Consider the following 23,294-nt stretch of genomic DNA (forward strand, 5'->3'; position numbering starts at 1 on the left):
GCGCCCGGTCTCACGTTCTGACGTATTTGGCGATTTCCGGCGGCAACCAGGGCCGCAGCGACTCCATCGCGGCGATGACGTAGGGGCGCGACACCGCGTCGCGCCAGAAAGGTTCGTCGGGCAATTTGGTGAAGCCGGCCAACGTGACCAGCAGCATCACCACCAGCGCGCCGCGCGCCACCCCGAACACCAGGCCCAGCCCGCGATCCGCCGGCTTCAGGCCGGTGGTCTCCAGCAACTGGCCGATCACCGCGCCGACCAGCGCCGCGGCAATCACGGTGCCGAAGAACAATACCGCGAATCCGGCAGCGCTGCGCGCGAGCGCGCCGCCCGGCAGCGACTCGGGCATCCATTGCGTCGCGACGCCGACGTAGTTGTAGGCCACGAAGAAGGCCGCGACCCAGCCGACCAGCGACAGCAATTCGCGCATCAGGCCGCGCAGCGCGCCGACCAGCCCCGAGGCGATCAGCACGAATACCACCGCGTAATCGAAAAAAGTGAACTGCATTCCCGCGAGCACCGCCATCCGCCCCTATCGGCCCCATCCGCCGCCTTGTTCGCCGCCTTGTTCGCCCTATGCGACCTATGCGCCGCGGCTCAGAGCTCGACCATGCGGGCGGTCAGGCCGACCTCGCGCACGCGCTTCTGCGCCGCGTCGGCGGCATCGCGGTCCGTAAACGGACCGGCACGCAGCAGGATGCGCTCGCCGTCGGCCATGGCCTTGCGCTCGATATATGCGGGCACCTTGTTCGCCTTCAACTTGCTCATCCATTGCCTGGCCTTCTCCTCGGTGGAAAAGGCGCCAACCAGGATCACATATTTGCCGCTGCCGGACGATTTGGCCTCGGCCTTCGACTCCGGCTTCGATTCGGGCTTGCTGTCGGCCTTCGCTTCGGCCGGCTTTTCCGGCGCCTTGTCGGCGGGCCGGGTGACCGGCGCGCTGACCAGTTCCTCGCCGGCGTCGAGCGCCTGCGAATCCAGGCGCGATTGCTGCTGCGGCGGCAGCGGCGCGGCCTTGCGCGGTTCGGGCTTGGCCTGCGCCTCGCCCTGGCCGCCGCTCAGGCGCACCGCGATCTGGTCGGCGGACGGACGCGGCTCGGTCTCGAATACGATCGGCAGCACGATGACCGCGGCCACCGTCATCACCAGCGCGCCGATCAGGCGGCGCCGCGCGCGCTGCTTCTGCGGAAATTCCGGGTCCAGCATGTCGTCCGCGTAGTCATCGGCGCCCCGGCGTGCATCGTGCGTGCCAGCGCGCGTCCCGGCGCGTGACCCCGCCCCGGCATCGGCGCCGCGGGCACGCCGCGCGCGCTCCGGTGCCGCGTCTTTGCCCTTGCGGAAGGAAAACAGCGAAAGCAGGCCCATAGATTGGTTCGGTGCGGGCGGCAGGCGCGGCCGCCCCTTGAGTTTGTCGCTCGACCGCGGCGCGTGCCCCGGAAGTACCCGAAAATGCCCGAGAAAAACGGTCCGGCAGGCTAGTTGGCCTGGGTCGCGCGGTACGCCATCACGCCGGCCACGGTGTAGAACGATCCGAAGACCAGGATTCTATCATTCTCGGTGGCACGCTCGATGGCGTCCCGATAGGCCGCCTCGGGGCTGGCGAAGCACGCCGCGGTGGCGTCCGGGCCCGGGCGGAAGCCGCCCTGCTCCAGGTGCTCCAGCAGATCCTGCGCGCGGGCTGCGCGCGGGGTCGGCAGGTCGCACAGGCACCAGTGATCGACCTTGTCGCTCAGGTGGCGCAGCACCCCGGCGATGTCCTTGTCGGCCATCGCGCCGAACACCGCATAGGTGTAGCGGAAGAACCCCATGTTATCGAGGCTCTGGCCCAGCGTCGCCGCGGCATGCGGATTGTGCGCCACGTCGAGGATCACGGCGGGACGGCCCGCCATCACCTGGAAGCGGCCCGGCAGATCGACGAAAGCGAGCCCGTTGCGCACTTCCTGCGCGCTGACCGGCAGCCGGTCGCGCACCGCCTGCAGCGCGGCCAGCGCCGCCGAGGCGTTCAGCAGCTGGTTGGCGCCGCGCAGCGCCGGATAGCCGAGCCCGTTGAGCTTGCGCCCGCGCCCGCTCCAGTCCCACTGCAGGCGCTCCTGGCCCTTGGCGGCCTGATGCTGGAAATCGCGCCCGACCAGCCACAGGTCGGCGCCGATGGTCTCGGCATGTTCGACCAGCGAGGCCGGCGGCATCGGATCGCCGCAGATCGCCGGTACGTGCGGACGGAAGATGCCCGCCTTCTCGAAGCCGATCTTCTCGCGCGTATCGCCCAGGTACTGCGCATGGTCGATATCGACGCTGGTGACGATCGCGCAGTCGGGATCGAACACATTGACGGCGTCGAGCCGGCCGCCCAGCCCCACTTCCAGAATGATCGCGTCGAGCTGCGCGGCGGCGAAGGCATGGACGATCGCCAGCGTGGTGAACTCGAAATAGGTCAGGCTGACCGGATCGGCAAAGCTGGTGCGGGCGCGCTCGACTGCCTCGAAGTGCGGCAGCAGCTGGGCGTCGGTGGCCATCTCGCCGTTGATGCGGGCGCGTTCGTTGAACGACAGCAGATGCGGCGAGGTATGGCAGCCGACCTTGTAGCCCGCTTCCAGCAGGATCCGCTCGAGCATCGCGCAGGTCGAGCCCTTGCCGTTGGTGCCGCCCACGGTGAAGACCAGCGCGTCGATGCGCAGGCCGAGCGCTTCCTTGACCCGGCTGATCCGGGTCAGGCCCATGTCGATGCCGACCGGATGCGCGGTTTCGAGGTGGGCCAGCCATTCGGGCAGGGAGGAGAAGATAGGCATGATCGTTCGACTACTCGGTTCTCTCCCCTCTCCCGCCCGCGGGAGAGGGGTTGGGGGAGCGGGGATGCGGCGCCCGGCATGCCGGCGCCCTTTGCCCTCTCCCCGACCCTCTCCCGCAAGCGGGAGAGGGAGTACGTCAGCGGGAAGCATAGGCCGGCAGCAAGCGGCCGGCAGCAATGAAAAACGCGGACCAGGTCCGCGTCGTCAAACCATCCTTCGGCGATCGGCGTCCGTCAGGCCACCGCGTCGGCCGGCTGCTTCTGCAGCAGCGCCAGCAGTTGCGCGAGTTCGGCACGCAGCTTGCGCCGGTCGACGATCATGTCGATGGCGCCCTTCTGCAGCAGGAACTCGGCACGCTGGAAGCCTTCGGGCAGCTTCTCGCGCACGGTCTGCTCGATCACGCGCGGGCCGGCGAAGCCGATCAGCGCCTTGGGCTCGGCGATCACCACGTCGCCCAGGAAGGCGAAGCTGGCCGACACGCCGCCCATGGTCGGGTCGGTCAGCACGCTGATGAACGGCAGCCTGGCGGCCGACAGCTTGTTGAGCATCGCGGTGGTCTTGGCCATCTGCATCAGCGACAGCAGGCTTTCCTGCATGCGCGCGCCGCCGGTGGCGGTGATGCAGATGAACGGCACCTTCTGCTCGAGCGCGGCCTGCGCGCCGCGCGCGAAGCGCTCGCCGACCACCGAACCCATCGAGCCGCCCATGAAGGCGAATTCGAAGCAGCTGACCACCACCGGAATGGTATGGATCGCGCCGCCCATCACCACCATCGCGTCGGTCTCGCCGGTCTCGTCCATCGCCGCCTTGATGCGGTCCGGATATTTCTTCGAGTCCTTGAACTTGAGCGCGTCGACCGGCACGATTTCCTGGCCGATCTCATAGCGGCCTTCGGCGTCGAGCAGCGAATCGAGCCGCTCGCGCGCGCGGATGCGCATATGGTGGTCGCACTTGGGGCAGACATGCAGATTGGCCTCGACGTCGGTCCGGTACAGCACGGACTCGCACGACGGGCATTTGACCCACAGGCCCTCGGGGATGCCCTTGCGGGACGAGGGGTCGGTCTGTTGAATCTTCGGGGGCAGGAGTTTATCCAACCAGCTCATCAAAACGCTCCTTTCGGATAGGGCCGCGGCCTGTCGCATCCCAGCGCGGTACGGACACACGCTGGCGCGCAGATGGCAGGCCCGGCCATCGGCCAAGGCGGCGAATGTACCACGCTCGCCGCCTAGGGGCCGATATTCTGTGCTGCGGGAGGCAGGAATCGGGGTCCGTCGGCGGCGAATATCGCCGGCGGCCGCCGATATGCGACTAAGGCGTCACGCCTTGACGTCCAGCGCCGTGCGGATTTCCGCGATAAACGAACGCAGCGATTGTACCGCCTGTTCGCGCGGCGCTTCCTCCAGCAATTGCACCAGCCGGCTGCCGATCACGACCGCGTCGGCCACGCTGGCAATCGCGCGCGCGGTATGCGCATCGCGGATGCCGAAGCCGACGCCGACCGGCAGGTTGGCGTGGCGCTTGATCACCGGCAGGCGCGCGGCGACGCTGTCCAGGTCCAGCGCGCCCGAACCGGTCACGCCCTTGAGCGACACGTAGTACAGGTAACCGCTGGCCACCTTGGCGACCTGGGCGATGCGGGCATCGGTGGTGGTCGGGGCCAGCAGGAAGATCGGATCGATGCCGTGCTCGCGCATCAGCGCGGCAAACGACTCGCATTCCTCGGGCGGGTAGTCGACCACCAGCACGCCATCGACGCCGGCCTCGCGGGCGGCCTGCGCGAAGGTGCGCTCGCCCATCCGCTCGATCGGGTTGGCATAGCCCATCAGCACCACCGGTGTGTTGGCGTCGCGCTGGCGGAATTCGCGCACCCAGCCCAGGACCTGGGTCAGGCTGACGCCATTGGCCAGCGCCCGCTCGGACGCGCGCTGGATCACCGGGCCGTCGGCCATCGGGTCGGAAAACGGCACGCCGAGCTCGATCACATCGGCGCCGCCCTCGACCAGCGCATGCATCAGCGCGACCGTCAGGCCGGGCTCGGGATCGCCGGCGGTGATGAAGGGAATCAGGCCCTTCCTGCCTTGTGCGGACAGCGCCGCGAAAGTCGATTGGATGCGGGACATGGTCAGGATGCGAGGTGAGGCAGCGCGTCCGCCGGACCGGCGTCGTTGGCGGCTGCCGGGGTAGACGGGGTAGACGCTGCGGAGGCGGCAAGCGCGGCGGCCTCGGCAGCGTCCGCGGCCTGCGCCGCATCGGGCCGGGCCAGCGGCATCACGGAGGCGACCCGCGCGCGCGCGACGTCGACATAGTCGGGATTGATCTCGAAGCCGACGAAGCGGCGCCCATGCCGGGCGCAGGCCACTGCGGTGGTGCCGCTGCCCGTGAACGGATCGAGCACCAGCCCGCCCGGCGGGCAGCTGGACAGCACCATCCGCTCGACGATCTGCAGCGGCTTCTGGGTGGGATGGTCGGCCCGCTCCGGATCCTGCCGATGGATGCGCGGCACGCTCCACAGGTCCTTCGGGTTGTAGCCGACCTCCAGCCACTTCTTGCCCTCGAAACGCGGCCGGCTGCGCGCCTTCTTGGTCTCGGCGTCGTACGGCACGCGCACCGAGTCCAGATCGAAGTAGTAGTCGCGCGCCTTGGCAAAAAAGCCGATGTTGTCGTGCACCGACGAATACTTGCGCGTGGTGCCGCCCATGCTGGGCACGCGCCGGTCCCAGATGATCTCGTTGACCATCGTCAGCCGGCGCTTGAGCATCACGAACAGCTCGGGCGAATACTGCCAGGTGCAGAACAGATACAGCGAGCCGCGCGGCGACAGCTTGGGCACCACCGCGTCGATCCAGCGCTCGGACCATTCCAGGTAGGCCTGACCGGACAGCCGGTCCGAATCGTTGCCGTAGTCCTTGCCGAGCCCGTAGGGCGGGTCGGCGACCACGAGGTCGATCGAACCGTCGGCCAGCCGGCGCACGCCGTCCAGCACGTCCTCCTGGTACAGCAGGGCCGGCAGCGCCGGCGCGGCGGTCAGCGGGATCGCGTCGCCCGCGATGGTGGCCGCGGCGGCGCTGCCGGGCGTCTCGTCCAGTAGCGGGCGCATCAGAGGGTCAGCCCCGCGCGTTCGGCGACCGTATGCATGTCCTTGTCGCCGCGTCCGGACAGGTTGACCAGCAGCAGCTTGTCCCTGGGCAGCGTCGGCGCCAGCTTGCACGCGTAGGCGATCGCATGGCTCGATTCGAGCGCGGGGATGATGCCCTCGATCCGGCAGCAATCGTGGAAGGCGCGCAGGGCCTCGTCGTCGGTGATGCAGACGTATTCGGCACGGCCGCTGTCCTTGAGCCACGCGTGCTCGGGACCGACGCCCGGGTAGTCCAGCCCCGCCGACACCGAATGCGTCTCGATGATCTGGCCGTTCGGATCCTGCAGCAGATAGGTGCGGTTGCCGTGCAGCACGCCGGGCGCACCGGCGCTCAGCGAGGCCGCGTGCCGGCCGGTCTCGATGCCGTCGCCGGCCGCCTCGACGCCGATCAGCCTGACGTCCTGGTGGTCGATATACGGATAGAAGATGCCCATCGCATTGGAGCCGCCGCCGATGCAGGCGATCACCGCATCGGGCTGCCGGCCGGTCATCTCCGGCATCTGCACCTTGGCCTCCTCGCCGATCACGCACTGGAAATCGCGCACCATCGCGGGATACGGGTGCGGGCCGGCGACGGTGCCGATGATGTAGAAGGTGTTCTCGACGTTGGTGACCCAGTCGCGCATCGCCTCGTTCAGCGCGTCCTTCAGCGTCCTCGAGCCGCTCTCGACCGGCACCACGGTGGCGCCCAGCAGCTTCATCCGGTAGACGTTGGCGGCCTGGCGCTTGATGTCCTCGGCGCCCATATAGACCACGCATTCCATGCCGAAGCGGGCGGCAATGGTCGCCGTGGCCACACCGTGCTGGCCGGCGCCGGTCTCGGCGATCACGCGGGGCTTGCCCATGCGCCGGGCGAGCAAGGCCTGGCCGATCACGTTGTTGATCTTGTGGGCACCGGTGTGGTTCAGGTCCTCGCGCTTGAAGTAGATCTGCGCGCCGCCGAGCGTCTCGCTCCAGCGCTGCGCATGGTAGATCGGCGACGGACGGCCGACGAAGTGCTTCAGCTCGCGGCGGAATTCGGCATCGAACTCGGCATCGTTCTTCAGGCTGGCATAGGCCTCGCGCAACTCGTCCAGCGCATGAGTCAGGGTCTCGGAAACGAAGGTTCCGCCATAGGGGCCGAAGTGGCCGCGGGAATCGGGCAGGTTGTACATGAGTGGGGCTTCCGGGTGGCGCGGCCGTCCTCGGTGGAGCGGCCGCGGCAGGGGAAAAAGGTGGCTTGCGGGACCGGCGCGGTGTCTGTGATCGGCGCCGGTCGGTCGCCAGGCTCAGGCGGCGCGGTCGGCATCCGCGGCGCGCACCGCGCGCACGAAGGCCGCGATGCGGGCGGGATCCTTGACGCCCTTGGCTGCCTCCACGCCGCTGCTGACATCGACGGCGTAGGGGCGCACGCGCTCAATCGCGCCAGCCACGTTTTGCGCGTTCAACCCACCACTCAAAACGATGCGAGGAGCGGCGCTTGCGGTTCGATTGCCGTTGCATGCTGATGTGTCGGGGCCAGGCGCAATCCATCCGGGAGGGATCAGAGTCCAGTCGAAGGCGTGACCGCCGCCGCCGTAGCCTTCGACGAAGGCATCGAGCAGGATCGCAGCGGCGTCACGGTATTGATCGCCGAATTCTACCAAATCGAGGCCGGGACGCACGCGCGCGGCACGCAGGAACGGCAGCCGGCAGCGCTGGGCCGCCCGGGCGCAGTCCTGCGCGCTCTCGTCGCCGTGGAACTGCAGCAGCGACAGCGGCACCCGCTCGGCCACGTGCGCAATCTCCTCCGGGTCGGCATTGACGAACAGGCCGACCACCGCGACGAACGGCCCGGCGGCCTCGGCCAGTGCGGCGGCGCGCGCCACGTCGACATGGCGGGGGCTGCCGGGATAGAACACCAGCCCGATCGCATCGGCGCCGGCGTCGACGGCCGCGCGCACGTCGTCCTCGCGCGTCAGCCCGCAGATCTTGATGCGGGTGCGCGGGCGGACCGGTACGAACTGGCCTTGGGCGGCTGCGGCGCCCGGCGCGCTAGTTGGCGAAGACATCGGCAAACACTCCATGAAACAGGCTGCCGGCCGGATCGGCGGCCGGAATGCCATAGGGCTCAGGATACCTGACCCCGGCCAGATAGAGGCCGTCCGGCATGAAGGTCGGCGCCGCCATGCTGCGCTGGCGCGAGGCCAGCACCTCGGGCAGCCACGAGGCCGGATAACGCCCACGCCCGACCGCCACCAGACAGCCCATCAGGTTGCGGACCATATGGTGCAGGAAGGCGCTGGCGCGAAAGCGCAGAAAGACCCAGTCGCGGTCGGCGTGGATGCGGATCTCGTACATGGTCTTGACCGGCGACTTCGCCTGGCACTCGGCGGCGCGGAACGCCGAAAAGTCGTGCTCGCCGATCAGGCAGGCGGCGGCCTCGCGCATCGCGTCGACGTCGAGCCGCTTGCCCGGCGGCAGCATCAGGTAGCCGGCGCGGCCGTGCACCAGCGGCGCGCGGTGCGGGCCGGTATAGAGCGCGTAGTAGTAGGTCCGCTCGAACGCGGCGAAACGCGCGTGAAAGCTGTCGTCGACCGGCTTGGCCCATTGCAGCGCGATGGTCGGCGGCAGGAAGGCATTGACGCCGCGCACCCACGAGAACGGCTCGCGCGACAGCGAGGTATCGAGGTGGATCACCTGCCCCAGCGCATGCACGCCGGCATCGGTCCGCCCGGCGACGGTGGTCGGCACCCGCTCGCCGGCGAATCGTTCGATGGCGTCCTCGAGCACGTCCTGCACGGTATTGCGATGCGGCTGGGACTGCCAGCCGGAGAAGGCGGTGCCGTCGTAGTGGAGGCCGAGGGCAAGACGGGTCATGGATGCGGGTTATGGACGCGGAGGCGTGTCGGGGCGACTGTCGGGGGGCGCCATGATATCAGGCGAGCTCGTGCGGGGCCGGTCGCCCGTCTCGGTGGTATCGGCGCTATCGGCCCCATGGGCCCCATCGGCCCCATCGGCCCCATCGGCCCCATCGACGGCATCGAGGTCGAGCGAGATCCCGCCCAGGTCGAAGGCCAGCGGACGCGGCCCGGGCGCGGCGGCGCGGGCGGCGTCGGGGTTGCCGCCGGGGCCGTCGTGGCCGTCATCGCTGTCGTTGCCCGCATCCGCCTCGACCGCCGACTCGGCGAACGCCTGCGCGGCAGATGCCGGCGCGGCGGTGGGCTGGTCGCCTGGGGGCGCCGGGAAGGCGTCGAGCGGCAGGCTCAGCCCGGTCAATGCGGCCGGTGCGCCGGCCAGGATGTCGGCGCCGGCGGGTTGCGCCTCCGGCTCTTCGGCCAGCGGCCGGCGCTGGCGGCGGTACAGCGCGTAACCGCCGAGCAAGGCGATCGCCAGCCCGCCGCCGGGCAAGGTCCACGGGCTCTGCCGCAGCGCATCGAACCAGGACGTCGAGGCCTGCAGCGGGGGCGCGGCGGCAGCGGAGGCAGCCGATGCGCTGGCGGACGTCGCTGGAACCGCCGCGTTCGGCTGGGCGCCTGGCGCGGGCGTGGCGGCCCGGCCGGCCGCAGCGGCCGGCTCCGGCGCCACGGCGGGCGCGCTGGCGCCCTGCCCCGGCTGCCCATCCGGCCCCAGTTTGGCGAGCTCGGCGCTCTTCATCTCGAGCAGGCGCTGCATGTCGCCGACGTTCTTGCGCAGTTGCGACAGACGCTCCTCCGCCTCGCGCAATTGCCGTTCGCGGGCGACTTCCGCCTCCGTCGTGGTGCCCTTGGGCGCGACCGCTCCCGCCTCGGGCTTGCTCAGTTTCAGTTCGTCACGCGCCTGCTCGGGCACCGCGGCATCGCGCACCCTTGCGGTGATCTGGCCGCGCTGCTGCTGGCCGCTCTGCGGCTGCACCTGCATCGCCGCCGCGGCATCGGCCAGACGGTTGCGATAGGCGTCGAAGGCGCGGGTATGCGCGACGACCTCGCGCCGCGCCTCCGGCCCGGCGATCGCACCGGCCTGCTGCGCCGACGGCAGCGACAGCACCGCGCCGGCCTTCAGCCGGTTCATGTTGCCGGCGATAAAGGCGTCGCGATTGGCGCGGTACAGCGCCACCACCATTTGATCGAGGGAGACGGCGTCGCGCTGCTGCACCAGCTCGCGCGCGATGCCGTACAGATGGTCGCCGCGGCGTACGGTGTAGCTGCCGCCGGCCATCGCGGGCGCCTTCGTCGCCGGCTTCGCGGCAGGCTTGGCGTCCGCCGCGGGCTGTTGCACGGGCGCCGCAGCCGCCGGCGCCACCGGTTCAGGCGTGGCGGCCTGCACCAGCGGCGCCGCGGCGGCGTCGGGCTGGGCGGCGATGGCGGGATCTGCCGGCGGCGCGGCCAGCAGCACGGTGTAGGCCCTGGTTGTCGTGGCCGTCGTCCCGGCCGTCCCAGCCGTTCCCGCCGGCCCATGCAGTTCGAGCAGCAGATCGATGAAGTTGTCTCCGACCGGTTGCGCCGAGCGCAGCCGCGCCACCGCGCGTCCGTCGGCGTTGCGCGCCACCTCGATCTGCAGTCCCTCGGCCCCGGCGGGATAGGTCAGCCCCGCCGCGGCATAGGCCTGCGGCGACGCCAACCGCAGCGTCAGGCCCTCGCCCTCCCCGGGCGCGACGTCGCGCAGCTCGATCTCCGCCTGCAGCGGCTGGCCGTGCGCCGAGCGCACCTGCAGCGAACCGAGCGCCGCCGCCTGGGCGGCCGACGGCACCAGCGCCTGGCTCAGCAGCACGCTCAGGGCGGCAGCGGCCAGCGCATGGCGATGCGGGCGGCGCGGACGGTACGGATGGCGCTCTGGCGTGGGGAGGCGGCGATGGTGGCTCACAGGGACCTCATGCGGGGTGGGGGTTCGACGGGCGATCGCGCGAAAGCACGGTATTGTGACCCAAGACCCCGACAGGACAATGTCCGGAAACGACAACGCCGCGCATCGGCGCGGCGTCGTGGGCCAGCGGGTGGCGCGGCGGCGGCCTGCATGTTGGCCCGCCGCAACGCCACGTCGGCCAGTCGGAAAGCGATCAGCTCTCGATCAGGATCCGCAGCATGCGGCGCAGCGGCTCGGCCGCGCCCCACAGCAGTTGGTCGCCGACCGTGAAGGCCGACAGATACTCGCCGCCCATCTGCATCTTGCGCAGGCGGCCGACCGGGATCGTCAGCGTGCCGGTCACGGCGGCCGGCGTCAGGTCGGTCATGCTGGCTTCGCGGGTGTTCGGCACGACCTTGGCCCACGGGTTATGGGCGGCCAGCATGCCTTCGATCTCGTCCAGCGGCACGTCGCGGCGCAGCTTGATGGTCAGCGCCTGCGAGTGGCAGCGCATCGCGCCGATGCGCACGCACAGGCCGTCGACCGCGATCGGCGCGGCGCCGGTGGCACCGAGGAAGCCGTCGCCACGGCCCAGGATCTTGTTGGTCTCGGCGCCGCCCTTCCATTCCTCGCGCGACACGCCGTTGCCCAGATCCTTGTCGATCCACGGAATCAGGTTGCCGGCCAGCGGCACGCCGAACTGCTTCGTTTCGTCGGCGGACAGGCCGTGCTGGGTCGCCAGGATCGTGCGGTCGATCTCGAGGATGGCCGAGGCCGGATCGTCCAGCAGCGGCTTGACCGCGGCGTTCAGCGTGCCGAACTGGGTCAGCAGCTCGCGCATGTGCTGGGCGCCGCCGCCCGAGGCGGCCTGGTAGGTCATCGAGGTCATCCACTCGACCAGGTCGTGTTGGAACAGCCCGCCCAGGCCCATCAGCATGCAGCTGACCGTGCAGTTGCCGCCGATGAAATTCTTGACGCCCTTGGACAGCGCGTCCTTGATCACACCCTGGTTGACCGGATCGAGCACGATGATCGCGTCGTCCTTCATCCGCAGCGACGAGGCGGCGTCGATCCAGTAGCCCTTCCAGCCCGCGGCGCGCAGCCTGGGGAAGACCTCGTTGGTGTAGTCGCCGCCCTGGGCGGTCAGCACGACGTCGCAGCGCTTGAGCGCCTCGATGTCGTTGGCGTCCTGCAGCGTGGTTTCGTTCTTCGCCATCGCCGGGGCCTTGCCGCCTGCGTTGGACGTGCTGAAGAAAACCGGCTCGATATGGTCGAAGTCGCGCTCTTCCTGCATGCGTTGCATCAACACGCTGCCGACCATTCCTCGCCAACCGACGAGACCTACAATCATGACTAACCTCGGATGTGATTGAAAACTTCCCCGCATTTTCCTCGCCCGGCGTGGCTGCGCGGGGAAGACGAGCAGGCACGACGAACGATCTAGGCGATCGTGGTTTTGATAATGGTTTTAATCGTCGTTGCGGTGATGGTGCCGCGCGCACCCGCGCCGGCCGTCGCGCGCAGGGCGGTCGGCGAAGCGATGTCAGTCGGGAGGAACCGGGGGTTCGGGCGCATCGGCGCAGTCTACACGATTTTGCGGGGTTGGGCTGGGGCTGTGGCGGGGGCGAGGGACAGGGACTGCCCTCTCCCCAGCCCTCTCCCGCAAGCGGGAGAGGGAGCACACCAACAGCACCTATCGATGCCTACGGTGTTCTCCCCTCTGCCGCAAGCGGGAGAGGGAGCACACCAGCAGCACCTATCGATGCCTACGGTGGTCTCCCCTCTCCCGCTCGCGGGAGAGGGGCCGGGGGAGAGGGCAGTCCCCGACGCCCGATAGCCCTTACAGCGCCGCCAGCACCGCCTCGCCCATCTCGCGCGTACCGACCTGCCGGCAGCCCGGCGTCAGGATGTCCGCGGTGCGGTAGCCCTGGGCCAGCACGGCCTTGACGGCATTCTCGATGCGGTCGGCCTGCTCCGCCTTGTTCAGCGAATAGCGCAGCATCATCGCCGCCGACAGGATGGTCGCCAGCGGGTTGGCGATGCCCTTGCCGGCGATGTCCGGCGCCGAGCCGTGCGAGGGCTCGTACAGGCCCTTGTTGTTGGCGTCCAGCGAGGCCGACGGCAGCATGCCGATCGAGCCGGTCAGCATTGCGGCCTCGTCCGACAGGATGTCGCCGAACATGTTGCCGGTGACGATCACGTCGAAGCTCTTGGGCGCCTTGATCAGCTGCATCGCGGCGTTGTCGACGTACATGTGCGACAGCTCGACGTCCGGATACTCCTTCGAGACCTCGATCACGATGTCCTTCCAGAACTGGAACGTCTCCAGCACGTTGGCCTTGTCGACGCTGCACAGCTTCTTGCCGCGCTTGGCGGCGGCCTGGAAGGCCACGTGGGCGATGCGGCGGATTTCCGGCTCGCTGTAGCGCATCGTGTCGAAGCCTTCGCGCGCGCCGGGGAACAGCCCGTCGGTCGCCGTGCGCACGCCGCGCGGCTGGCCGAAGTAGATGTCGCCGTTCAGCTCGCGCACGATCAGGATGTCCAGGCCCGCCACCAGCTCGGGCTTCAGGCTCGAGGCGCCGGTCAGCTCGGGATAGCAGATCGCCGGGCGGAAGTTGGCGAACAGCTGCAGATGCTTGCGCAGGCCCAGGATGGCCTGCTCGGGGCGCAGCGCGCGCTCCAGGCTGTCGTACTTCCAGTCGCCCACTGCGCCGAACAGGATCGCGTCGGCCTGCTGGGCGAGCTTGAGCGTCTCCTCGGGCAGCGGATGGCCCTTGGCCTCGTAGCCGGCGCCGCCCACGGGCGCGGTTTCCATCTCGAACTTCTCGTCGAGCGCGTTCAGGACCTTGACGGCCTGTTCGACGATCTCGGGGCCGATGCCGTCGCCCGGCAGGACTGCGATCTTCATGCTGTGTTTGCCTTGTTGTCGTTTCGGTTCGGTATCAATGCGCGCGATGCCATGCGCGCGGTGCCGGGTTGGCCGTCAGCCGACCAGCCGGTTGTTCAGCCACGGCATCTTCGTCATGCGCTCGGCCTCGAAGGCGCGGATCTTGTCCGCGTGGCGCAGCGTCAGGCCGATATCGTCGAAGCCGTTGATCATGCAGTACTTGCGGAACGGCGCGATGTCGAACTCGAAGCCGGCGCCCGACGGCGTGATCACCGCCTGGCGTTCCAGGTCGATGGTCAGCTGGTAGCCGTTGAACGCATTGGTCTCGTTGAACAGCTGGTCGACCTGGGCCTCGCTCAGCACCACCGGCAGCAGGCCGTTCTTGTAGCAGTTGTTGAAGAAGATGTCGGCAAAGCTCGGCGCGATCACGGCGCGGAAGCCGTACTGCGTCAGCGCCCACGGCGCATGCTCGCGCGAGCTGCCGCAGCCGAAGTTGTCGCGCGCCAGCAGGATCGACGCGCCCTGGTAGCGCGGCTGGTTCAGCACGAAGTCCGGGTTCAGCGGGCGCTTGCTGTTGTCCTGGCCGGGCTGGCCGACATCGAGATAGCGCCATTCGTCGAACAGGTTCGGGCCGAAGCCGGTGCGCTGAATCGACTTGAGGAATTGCTTGGGGATGATCGCGTCGGTATCGACGTTGGCGCGGTCGAGCGGCGCCACCAGGCCCTTGTGTACAGTGAACTTTTCCATGGTCTCGTCCTTGGTTCCGGGGTCGGCGATGCGTCAGCCGAGCTGGCGGATATCGACAAAATGGCCTTCGATCGCGGCCGCGGCGGCCATCGCCGGGCTGACCAGATGCGTGCGGCCGCCGGCGCCCTGCCGGCCCTCGAAATTGCGGTTCGAGGTCGAGGCGCAGCGCTCGCCCGGCTCGAGCCGGTCGGCATTCATCGCCAGGCACATCGAGCAGCCCGGTTCGCGCCATTCGAAGCCGGCGGCCTTGAAGACCTTGTCCAGCCCTTCGCGCTCGGCCTGTTCCTTGACCAGGCCCGAGCCCGGCACCACCATCGCCAGCTTGACGTTGGAGGCGATGCGGCGGCCCAGCTTCTGCACCACCCAGGCGGCGGCGCGCATGTCCTCGATCCGGCTGTTGGTGCACGAGCCGATGAAGACCTTGTCGATGCGCACGTCCTGGATCGGCACGTTCGGCTGCAGGCCCATGTACTGCAGCGCGCGTTCGATCGCGTTGCGGCGGGTCGGGTCCTTTTCCTTGTCGGGATCGGGAATGCGGTCCTCGATGCTGATTACCATTTCGGGCGAGGTGCCCCAGGTGACCTGCGGACGCACTTCCTCGGCACGCAGCTCGACCACGCGATCGAAATGCGCGCCCGGGTCCGAATGCAGCGTGCGCCAGTAGGCCACCGCCTGCTCCCATTCGGCGCCCTGCGGCGCGTAGGGACGGCCCTTGACGTATTCGAGCGTGACGTCGTCGACGGCGATCAGGCCGGCGCGCGCGCCCGCTTCGATCGCCATGTTGCAGACGGTCATGCGCCCTTCCATGGTCAGGTCGCGGATCGCCGAGCCGGCGAACTCGATGGTGTAGCCGGTGCCGCCCGCGGTGCCGATCTTGCCGATGATGGCCAGCACGATGTCCTTGGCGGTGCAGCCGCGCGGCAGCTTGCCCTCGACCTTGACCAGCATGTTCTTCGCCTTCTTGCCCAGCAGCGTCTGCGTGGCCAGCACGTGCTCCACCTCGGAGGTGCCGATGCCGTGCGCCAGCGCGCCGAAGGCGCCGTGCGTGCTGGTGTGCGAGTCGCCGCAGACCACCGTCATGCCGGGCAGCGTCGCGCCCTGCTCCGGTCCGATCACGTGCACGATGCCCTGGCGGTGATCGTTCATCTTGAACTGCGTGATGCCGTAGGCGTCGCAGTTGGCGTCCAGCGTGTCGACCTGCAGCTTCGAGATCGGGTCGGCGATGCCATGGCTGCGGTCGGTGGTCGGCACGTTGTGGTCCGACACCGCCAGGTTCGCGCTGATGCGCCACACCGGCCGCTCGGCCAGCTTCAGCCCTTCGAACGCCTGCGGACTGGTCACCTCGTGCAGCAGGTGCCGATCGATATAGAGCAGCGTGGTGCCGTCTTCCTCGACGTGCACGGTATGGTCGTCCCAGAGTTTGTCGTAGAGCGTCTTGGCCATGTCGCGGGGGCGGCGACAGCCTCGCCGTAGGCGGGCCGGCACCGCTGATAGAAGTTGCGGGGAGGAGGTCTTCGCAGCGTCGGTGGCAGCGCGGGGCTGCATGGCTGCGTTTGCTTGACTTCGGAGGGAATTATGCCGGAAACCCCGGCGCTACAAGGGTTGGCGGCGGCAAGCGATGTAATGTGATTGGCGAAAGGGGGATTTCGCGGATGGCGAAAACGGGTTTTCGGGCCTCGGGAAGGCCCTCCGCCCTCGCCTTCGCCCTCGCTCTCGCCTTGCCTTGCCCCGCCCTCAATCCAGCCGGAACGTCCGCACCACGCTGGCCAGCCTGCCGGCCTGATCCTGCAGCGTCGTCGCCGCGGCCGTCGACTGCTCCACCAGCGCCGCGTTCTGCTGCACCATCTGATCCAGCTGCCCCACTGCGACATTGACCTCGAGAATGCCGCGGGTCTGCTCCTGCGCCGCGTGCAGGATCTCGGAGATGACCCGCGACACGCTGTTCACGTTGCCGACGATCTCGCGCATGGTGTCGCCGCTGCGTTCCACCTGCTGGGAGCCGGCATTGACGCTGGTGACCGTCGACTCGATCAGGGTCTTGATCTCCCGCGCCGCCTGCGAGCTGCGCTGCGCCAGCGCGCGTACCTCGCCGGCCACCACCGCGAAGCCCCGCCCCTGCTCGCCGGCGCGCGCCGCTTCCACGGCGGCGTTCAGCGCGAGGATATTGGTCTGGAACGCGATGCCGTCGATCACGCCGGTGATGTCGGACACCTTGACCGCTGCCTGCTGCACGTCGCCCATGGTCTGGACCGCAGCGCTGATCGCTTCGCCGCCCTCGTCGGCGACCTGCTTTGCCTGCACCGACGATCGTTCGGCGGCGCGGGCGGAAGCTTCGGACTGGCCGACCGTTGCGGTGATCTGCTCCATCGACGCGGCGGTCTGCTCCAGGCTCGCGGCCGCCGACTCGGTACGGCGCGACAGGTCGGCATTGCCGGCGGCGATTTCATTGGCGGCCACGTGCACCGATTCGCTGGCATCGCGGATCTGCCGCATCACGCCCACCAGCTTGTCGGCGAAGGCATTGAAGGCGCCGGCGATCTGCGCCACCTCGTCGTTGCCCTGCGCCGGCAGCCGGCGCGTCAGGTCGCCATCGCCGCTGCCGATCGCCACCATCGCATCGCGAATGCTCGACAGGCGGCGGAACGATACCGCGGTGAGGCCGGCCATGATCAGCGCGGCGGCGATCGCCACCACCACCAGCGAGATCACCGAGGCGACCAGCACGGAGCGCATGCCAGCGGTGGCCTCGGCCTTGTCCAGCGCGATCACCGCCATCCAGTCGGTGCCGGGGATGGCCGTCACGCCCAGCAGCTTGGCCTCGTCGCCGACCGCCACTTCCAGCGGCGAGTCGGCGCCCAGCTGCGCGGCAAGCTTGTCGCCGTCGAGCCCCGGGATCAGTTCGCCGATGGGCTTGAGCATCAGCTTGTCGTCGCGGTACGCCACGATCTGGCCATTGCGCGATACCAGGATGCCGAAGCTGCTCGGCGTCGGCTGGATCGATCTGACATTGCTGACCACGCCGTCCATCGGGACATTGCCGCCGACCACGGCCTGCAGGCTGCCGTCGCGCAGGATCGGCACGGCGAACGTCACCACCATCTTGCCGGTACTGGCCGACACATAGGGCGGCGTGACGACCGGCTTGCCGGCCGCGGAAGCGAGCTTGAACCAGGGCCGCGAGGTCGGATCGAAGCCCGGCTTCACGCTCTCGGGATTGGAGAAATGGTGACGCTTGTCCGGGAAGCCGACAAAGGTGTTCAGGAACCCGCCGGCCTGCGCGATCAGCTTGAGCACGGGCCCCGGATCGTCCTGCAGCGCGGCCTCATGCATGGCCGCCATGCTGGCCGTATGGGCGGACACCCATTCGGCGATGGCCTCGACATGGCCGGCCTGCACGGCGCGCAGGTTGTTGCGGATGGCCTCGTCGTTGTAGCGCGAGGCCACGAGATGGTTGACGAAGGCATTGCAGACCAGCGCGACGACGACGATCGCCACGGACAGTCCCACGATGCGCGCGCGCAGCGACCCAAGCATGTCATTACCCCTTCTCTTACCGTCCGCCCGATGCAGCCGATTGCTGCATCGAATTACGGCCCATCGGCGGAACGCTTGAGTAGGGATAATCCCTGCCGGCAGGGAACGAAGCGGCGAGAAAACGCCTGGTGGAATGAAAAACGCCCCGTGCCTGGGGCACGGGGCGTTCCGGGACGCCGGAGGGAAAGCGCGGGAATCAGCGCTTGCCCATGTCCGGCACGTCGCGGGAGGCGGCGCCGTTGAACAGCTGGCGCGGACGGCCGATCTTGTATTCCGGATCGGTGATCATCTCTTCCCACTGCGAGATCCAGCCCACGGTGCGGGCCAGCGCGAAGATGCAGGTGAACATCGAGGTCGGGATGCCCAGCGCGCGCTGCACGATGCCCGAGTAGAAGTCGACATTCGGGTACAGCTTGCGGCTGACGAAGTACTCGTCTTCCAGCGCGATCTTTTCCAGCTCCATCGCCAGCTTGAACAGCGGGTCGTTGTGCAGGCCCAGCTCGTTGAGCACCTCGTGGCAGGTCTCGCGCATCAGCTTGGCGCGCGGGTCGTAGTTCTTGTACACGCGGTGGCCGAAGCCCATCAGGCGCACGCCCGAGTTCTTGTCCTTGACCTGCTTGATGAACTCGCTGATGTTGTCGACGCTGCCGATCTCTTCCAGCATGTTCAGCGCCGCCTCGTTGGCGCCGCCGTGAGCCGGGCCCCACAGGCAGGCCACGCCCGAGGCAATCGCGGCGAACGGGTTGGTGCCCGACGAACCGGCCAGGCGCACCGTCGAGGTCGAGGCGTTCTGCTCGTGGTCGGCGTGCAGGATGAAGATGCGGTCCAGCGCGCGCTCGAGCACCGGGTTGACCTGGAACGGCGCGCACGGCGTGGCGAACATCATGCGCATGAAGTTGCCGGTGTACGACAGGTCGTTCTGCGGATAGATGTACGGCTGGCCGATGTTGTACTTGTAGGACATCGCGACCAGGGTCGGCATCTTGGCGATCAGGCGGATCGCCGAGATTTCGCGCTGATGCGGATCGTTGATGTCCATCGCGTCGTGATAGAACGCGCTCATGCCGCCCACCAGGCCGGTCAGCACGGCCATCGGGTGCGCGTCGCGGCGGAAGCCGCGCATGAAGAACTGCATCTGCTCGTGAACCATCGTGTGGTTCATCACGCGGCCGACGAATTCTTCCTTCTGCTTGGCGTTGGGCAGTTCGCCCTTGAGCAGCAGGTAACAGACTTCGAGGAAGTCGCACTTCTCGGCCAGTTGCTCGATCGGATAGCCGCGGTACAGCAGTTCGCCCTTGTCACCGTCGATATAGGTGATGCGGGAATTGCAGGAGGCCGTCGACATGAAACCCGGGTCGTAGGTGAACTTGCCGGTCTGGCCGTACAGCTTGCGGATGTCGATCACGTCCGGGCCGACGGTACCCTTGTAGATCGGCAGCTCGACGCTGGGGGACCCATCGGAGAACGATAGCGTGGCTTTCACATCGGACGGCGTCATGTCGGTTCCTTCAAATGCTAAGAATAATAGTGTTGACCAAACTCACACCGAGCGCAGCAGGCCTAGCAGCTTGCGCATCGGCGGCGTGTCGAGCTCACCGTCCAGCTCCTTGCGGGCAAGCAGCAGGTCCATCAACTCGTTGTCGCTGAGCTCGAGCAGCTCGCTCAGCGATGCCACGTCCTCGTCGGACAGGCTCTCCTCGTAACGGTTGAAAAAACGTTCGACGATGATGTCGTTCTCCAGCAGGCCGCGGCGCGCGCGCCAACGCAGTCGCGCCCGCCTGTGCGGGTCGGCCTGATGGGAGAAAGTGGTGGGGTGATCCGTCATATGGCTTGGCCTTCACGGACGACGCCGGGCGGCGTCGTCCGGTACAGCAGGTTCAGACCGCGCGGCGAACCATCAATTCCCGAATCTTTCCGATCGCCTTGGTCGGGTTCAGTCCCTTCGGGCACACATCCACGCAGTTCATGATGGTGTGGCAGCGGAACAGGCGATACGGGTCGTTCAGGTCGTCCAGACGCTGGTTGGTGGCCTGGTCGCGGCTGTCGGCGATGAAGCGGTAGGCCTGCAGCAGGCCGGCCGGGCCGACAAACTTGTCCGGGTTCCACCAGAACGACGGGCACGACGTCGAGCAGCTCGCGCACAGAATACACTCGTACAGGCCGTCGAGCTCGTCGCGCTCTTCCGGCGACTGCAGGCGCTCCTTCTCGGGCGGCGGCTCGTCGTTGATCAGGAACGGCTTGATCGAGTGGTATTGCTTGAAGAACTGCGTCATGTCGACGATCAGGTCGCGCACGACGGGCAGACCGGGCAGCGGCCGCAGCACGATGCGGTCCGGCAGCTCGCGCATGTTGGTCAGGCAGGCCAGGCCGTTCTTGCCGTTGATGTTCATCGCGTCCGAACCGCAGACGCCTTCGCGGCAGGAGCGGCGGAACGAGATGCTCTCGTCGAGCTTCTTGAGCTTGACCAGGGCATCGAGCAGCATGCGCTCGTGACCGTCGAGCTCGACCTCGTAGGTCTGCATGCGGGGCGCCGCGTCCTTGTCCGGATCGTAGCGGTAGACTTCGAAAATACGCTTCATTTCTGTGGGTCCTGTAGTCGTCTGTAGTCGCCTACGCGGTGCTTAGAAGGTGCGGGCCTTGGGCGGAACGCTTTCGACCGTCAGCGGCTGCATCTTGACCGGCTTGTAGTCGAGACGGTTGCCTTCGCTGTAGAACAGCGAGTGCTTGAGCCAGTTCTCGTCGTCGCGGGTCGGGAAGTCGCTGTGGGCGTGGGCGCCGCGCGATTCCTTGCGGGCCGCCGCCGAGATCATCGTGGCCTTGGCCACTTCGACCAGGTTGGCCACTTCCAGCGCCTCGACCAGCGCGGTGTTGAACACCTTCGACTTGTCCTTCAGGTGGATGTTGTCCGAGCGCTCGGCCACTTCCAGGATGCGCTGCACGCCTTCGTCCATCAGCTTCTGCGTGCGGAACACGCCGGCGTGCGACTGCATGTTGCGGCGGATGTCGTTGGCGACGTCCTGCGCATACTCGCCCGACGAGGACGACTGCAGCTTGGCCAGGCGCGACAGCGCGCGGTCGGCGGCATCGGCCGGCAGCGGCTTGTGCTCCTTCTGCTTGAGCGCGGTCGAGATGATGTGATTGCCGGCGGCGCGGCCGAACACCACCAGGTCCAGCAGCGAGTTGGTGCCCAGGCGGTTGGCGCCATGCACCGACACGCACGAGCATTCGCCGATCGCGTAGAAGCCGTTGACGACCTCGTTGGGGTTGCCGTTCTTCGGCACCACCACCTGGCCGTAGTAGTTGGTCGGAATGCCGCCCATCTGGTAGTGGATGGTGGGCACGACCGGGATCGGTTCCTTGATCGCGTCGACGTTGGCGAACTTCAGGCCGATCTCGCGGATCGACGGCAGGCGCTTCATGATCTTCTCGGCGCCGACGTGCGTGAGGTCCAGCAGCACGTAGTCGCCGTTCGGACCGCAGCCGCGGCCTTCCTTGATTTCCTGGTCCATCGAGCGCGAGACGAAGTCGCGCGGCGCCAGGTCCTTCAGCGTCGGCGCATAGCGCTCCATGAAGCGTTCGCCGTCCTTGTTGCGCAGGATGCCGCCTTCGCCGCGCACGCCTTCGGTGATCAGCACGCCCGCGCCGGCCACGCCGGTCGGGTGGAACTGCCAGAACTCCATGTCTTCCAGCGGCACGCCGGCGCGCGCCGCCATGCCCAGGCCGTCACCGGTGTTGATGAAGGCGTTGGTCGACGCGGCGTAGATGCGGCCGGCGCCGCCGGTGGCGAACAGCGTGGTCTTGGCTTCGAGGATGTAGACCTCGCCGGTTTCCATTTCCAGCGCGGTCACGCCCAGCACGTCGCCGTCCTGGTCGCGGATCAGGTCCAGCGCCATCCATTCGACGAAGAAGTGGGTCTTGGCGCGGACGTTACGCTGGTACAGCGTGTGCAGCAGCGCGTGGCCGGTACGGTCGGCCGCGGCGCAGGCGCGCTGCACCGGCTTCTCGCCGTAGTTGGCGGTGTGGCCGCCGAACGGGCGCTGGTAGATCGTGCCGTCGGGGTTGCGGTCGAACGGCATGCCGAAGTGTTCGAGCTCGTAGACCACCTTCGGCGCCTCACGGCACATGAACTCGATGGCGTCCTGGTCGCCGAGCCAGTCCGAGCCCTTGACCGTGTCGTAGAAGTGATAGTGCCAGTTGTCCTCGCTCATGTTGCCGAGCGAGGCACCGATGCCGCCCTGCGCCGCCACCGTGTGCGAGCGCGTGGGGAATACCTTGGAGAGCACGGCGACGTTCAGGCCGGCTTCCGCGAGCTGGAGGGATGCGCGCATCCCGGCGCCGCCCGCCCCGACGATGACCACGTCAAAGCGCCGACGCGGCAATCCAGTCTTGACTGCGACCATGAATTACACCCTCCAGAGAATCTGAGCAGCGTAGCCCGCGCAACCGACGAGCCACAGAATCGTAAGAACTTGCAGCACGAGGCGAACCGCCATCGGCTTCACATAGTCCATCCAGATGTCGCGCACGCCGATCCAGGCGTGATAGAGCAGCGACAGGATCGTGACGAACGTCAGGATCTTCATCCATTGATTGGCGAACAGGCCCGCCCAGCCCTCATACGAGGCACCGTTCGACAACAGGAATGCCACCGCCAGCACGACGGTGTAGATCACCATCACCACGGCGGTCACGCGCTGGACCAGCCATTCCTTCATGCCGTAGTGGGCACCGACGACCAGACGCTTGGGACCGATATTGTTATTTGCCACCTTGCATGCTCCTCAAAACACGCCGAACAGCTTCAGACCGAACACGACGGTCAGAAGCAGGCTGACGATCAGCACGGCGATGGCCGACTTGGCCGACGACGGCTTGTCCACGCCGACGTGCATGTCCAGCAGGAGGAAGCGGATACCGGCGCAGAAATGATGCAGATAGCCCCAGATCAGAACCAGCAGAACCAGCTTGACGAAGCCACCGGACAGAAGGGCCGAGAACTTTGCGAAGCTCAGTTCGGAAGTGACGCTCTGCTCGAAGAGGTAGAGGATGAAAGGAAGGAGGAGGAACAGCAGCGCACCGCTGACGCGATGCAGGATGGATACCTTGCCGGCCCAGGGCAACCGGTACCGTGCGAGTTGCCCGATACCGATATTCCGGAACTCCGGCCTGGCTTGTTTGACGGCTTCAGCCATGCGAGACCCCATTAGCGATAAAAAAACGAAAGAGCCGAGTGCACAATGTGCAAATCCACGTGATTTTAGCGCCTTTGTTGCGCGGCGCACCAATAATTTTCGACTATCGCACACCAACATCGCGGCCGCGACAATCGTGCGCAACGCCATGGCGCGACACCGAATTGCGCGCATCCTTCGGCCCTCGCCGCGCATTCCGATCGCCCTGTGCAATGCCGGCCGCCGTTGAC

23 protein-coding genes are annotated in these 23,294 nt (G+C 67.7%); 1 reads left to right on the forward strand and 22 read right to left on the reverse strand.

Translation table 11 applies throughout. The annotated features are described in order from the left end of the window. Positions 1 to 10: 10 nt before the first annotated feature. The 22 genes from J5T34_RS10645 to sdhC form a co-directional block, all read right to left on the reverse strand. Positions 11 to 508, reverse strand: coding sequence for a CvpA family protein (locus tag J5T34_RS10645; RefSeq protein ID WP_208579711.1), 498 nt, complete (start codon positions 506 to 508; stop codon positions 11 to 13). A gap of 89 nt (positions 509 to 597) precedes the next feature. Next, the gene (locus J5T34_RS10650; protein ID WP_208579712.1) at positions 598 to 1,365 is read right to left on the reverse strand and encodes an SPOR domain-containing protein; all 768 of its coding nucleotides are present in this window, start codon (positions 1,363 to 1,365) and stop codon (positions 598 to 600) included. A 110-nt stretch (positions 1,366 to 1,475) separates the two neighbouring features. Then, positions 1,476 to 2,786, reverse strand: coding sequence for a bifunctional tetrahydrofolate synthase/dihydrofolate synthase (gene folC / locus J5T34_RS10655; protein WP_208579713.1), 1,311 nt, complete (start codon positions 2,784 to 2,786; stop codon positions 1,476 to 1,478). A gap of 233 nt (positions 2,787 to 3,019) precedes the next feature. After that, the gene (gene accD / locus J5T34_RS10660; protein WP_208579714.1) at positions 3,020 to 3,892 is read right to left on the reverse strand and encodes an acetyl-CoA carboxylase, carboxyltransferase subunit beta; all 873 of its coding nucleotides are present in this window, start codon (positions 3,890 to 3,892) and stop codon (positions 3,020 to 3,022) included. A 213-nt stretch (positions 3,893 to 4,105) separates the two neighbouring features. Further along, positions 4,106 to 4,909 carry a tryptophan synthase subunit alpha gene (trpA, locus tag J5T34_RS10665; RefSeq protein WP_208579715.1) on the reverse strand — a complete coding sequence of 268 codons (804 nt, stop codon included), beginning with the start codon at positions 4,907 to 4,909 and terminating at the stop codon, positions 4,106 to 4,108. A gap of 2 nt (positions 4,910 to 4,911) precedes the next feature. Further along, complete coding sequence (locus J5T34_RS10670) at positions 4,912 to 5,886, reverse strand: DNA-methyltransferase (RefSeq protein WP_208579716.1); 975 nt, start codon at positions 5,884 to 5,886, stop codon at positions 4,912 to 4,914. After that, complete coding sequence (trpB, locus tag J5T34_RS10675; RefSeq protein WP_208579717.1) at positions 5,886 to 7,079, reverse strand: tryptophan synthase subunit beta; 1,194 nt, start codon at positions 7,077 to 7,079, stop codon at positions 5,886 to 5,888. Before trpB ends, J5T34_RS10670 begins: the two co-directional genes overlap by 1 nt. 114 nt (positions 7,080 to 7,193) lie before the next feature. Next, complete coding sequence (locus tag J5T34_RS10680; RefSeq protein WP_208579718.1) at positions 7,194 to 7,955, reverse strand: phosphoribosylanthranilate isomerase; 762 nt, start codon at positions 7,953 to 7,955, stop codon at positions 7,194 to 7,196. Then, entirely contained in the window at positions 7,939 to 8,763 is an 825-nt protein-coding gene (gene truA, locus J5T34_RS10685) for a tRNA pseudouridine(38-40) synthase TruA (RefSeq protein ID WP_208579719.1), read from the reverse strand. Before truA ends, J5T34_RS10680 begins: the two co-directional genes overlap by 17 nt. A 9-nt stretch (positions 8,764 to 8,772) precedes the next feature. Further along, complete coding sequence (locus tag J5T34_RS10690; protein WP_208579720.1) at positions 8,773 to 10,725, reverse strand: type IV pilus assembly protein FimV; 1,953 nt, start codon at positions 10,723 to 10,725, stop codon at positions 8,773 to 8,775. 193 nt (positions 10,726 to 10,918) lie between these two features. Further along, a complete protein-coding gene (asd, locus tag J5T34_RS10695; RefSeq protein ID WP_208579721.1) occupies positions 10,919 to 12,055 on the reverse strand; it encodes an aspartate-semialdehyde dehydrogenase in 1,137 nt (378 codons plus the stop codon). A gap of 89 nt (positions 12,056 to 12,144) precedes the next feature. Beyond that, positions 12,145 to 12,279, reverse strand: coding sequence for a hypothetical protein (locus tag J5T34_RS24065; protein ID WP_279633747.1), 135 nt, complete (start codon positions 12,277 to 12,279; stop codon positions 12,145 to 12,147). 265 nt (positions 12,280 to 12,544) lie between these two features. Next, the gene (gene leuB, locus J5T34_RS10700) at positions 12,545 to 13,612 is read right to left on the reverse strand and encodes a 3-isopropylmalate dehydrogenase (RefSeq protein ID WP_208579722.1); all 1,068 of its coding nucleotides are present in this window, start codon (positions 13,610 to 13,612) and stop codon (positions 12,545 to 12,547) included. A gap of 75 nt (positions 13,613 to 13,687) precedes the next feature. Then, positions 13,688 to 14,338, reverse strand: a complete 651-nt coding sequence (leuD, locus tag J5T34_RS10705) for a 3-isopropylmalate dehydratase small subunit (RefSeq protein WP_208579723.1) — start codon at positions 14,336 to 14,338, stop codon at positions 13,688 to 13,690. 33 nt (positions 14,339 to 14,371) lie between these two features. Continuing rightward, complete coding sequence (gene leuC, locus J5T34_RS10710) at positions 14,372 to 15,781, reverse strand: 3-isopropylmalate dehydratase large subunit (RefSeq protein ID WP_174107531.1); 1,410 nt, start codon at positions 15,779 to 15,781, stop codon at positions 14,372 to 14,374. 291 nt (positions 15,782 to 16,072) lie between these two features. Further along, positions 16,073 to 17,872 (reverse strand): methyl-accepting chemotaxis protein, encoded by a 1,800-nt coding sequence (locus J5T34_RS10715; protein WP_208579724.1) that lies wholly within the window; start codon positions 17,870 to 17,872, stop codon positions 16,073 to 16,075. Between the two features lie 196 nt (positions 17,873 to 18,068). After that, on the reverse strand, positions 18,069 to 19,370 hold the full coding sequence (gltA, locus tag J5T34_RS10720; protein WP_208579725.1) for a citrate synthase: 1,302 nt from the start codon (positions 19,368 to 19,370) through the stop codon (positions 18,069 to 18,071). Positions 19,371 to 19,412: 42 nt separating this feature from the next. Further along, positions 19,413 to 19,697: a succinate dehydrogenase assembly factor 2 gene (locus J5T34_RS10725; RefSeq protein WP_208579726.1), complete on the reverse strand. Its 285-nt coding sequence runs from the start codon at positions 19,695 to 19,697 to the stop codon at positions 19,413 to 19,415. A gap of 52 nt (positions 19,698 to 19,749) precedes the next feature. Then, positions 19,750 to 20,451, reverse strand: coding sequence for a succinate dehydrogenase iron-sulfur subunit (locus tag J5T34_RS10730; RefSeq protein ID WP_149316991.1), 702 nt, complete (start codon positions 20,449 to 20,451; stop codon positions 19,750 to 19,752). Between the two features lie 42 nt (positions 20,452 to 20,493). After that, the gene (sdhA, locus tag J5T34_RS10735) at positions 20,494 to 22,272 is read right to left on the reverse strand and encodes a succinate dehydrogenase flavoprotein subunit (protein WP_149316990.1); all 1,779 of its coding nucleotides are present in this window, start codon (positions 22,270 to 22,272) and stop codon (positions 20,494 to 20,496) included. A gap of 3 nt (positions 22,273 to 22,275) precedes the next feature. Then, positions 22,276 to 22,587 carry a succinate dehydrogenase, hydrophobic membrane anchor protein gene (sdhD, locus tag J5T34_RS10740; RefSeq protein WP_052511249.1) on the reverse strand — a complete coding sequence of 104 codons (312 nt, stop codon included), beginning with the start codon at positions 22,585 to 22,587 and terminating at the stop codon, positions 22,276 to 22,278. Positions 22,588 to 22,653: 66 nt separating this feature from the next. Next, positions 22,654 to 23,064: a succinate dehydrogenase, cytochrome b556 subunit gene (gene sdhC / locus J5T34_RS10745; protein ID WP_174107535.1), complete on the reverse strand. Its 411-nt coding sequence runs from the start codon at positions 23,062 to 23,064 to the stop codon at positions 22,654 to 22,656. Here sdhC and J5T34_RS10750 point away from each other — a divergent pair. Then, on the forward strand, positions 23,063 to 23,293 hold the full coding sequence (locus J5T34_RS10750; RefSeq protein WP_208579727.1) for a hypothetical protein: 231 nt from the start codon (positions 23,063 to 23,065) through the stop codon (positions 23,291 to 23,293). The two genes, sdhC and J5T34_RS10750, sit on opposite strands and share 2 nt — an antisense overlap. Position 23,294 lies beyond the last annotated feature (1 nt).

It is taken from the genome of Cupriavidus gilardii (assembly GCF_017598945.1).
Classification (GTDB): Bacteria; Pseudomonadota; Gammaproteobacteria; order Burkholderiales; family Burkholderiaceae; genus Cupriavidus; species Cupriavidus gilardii_E.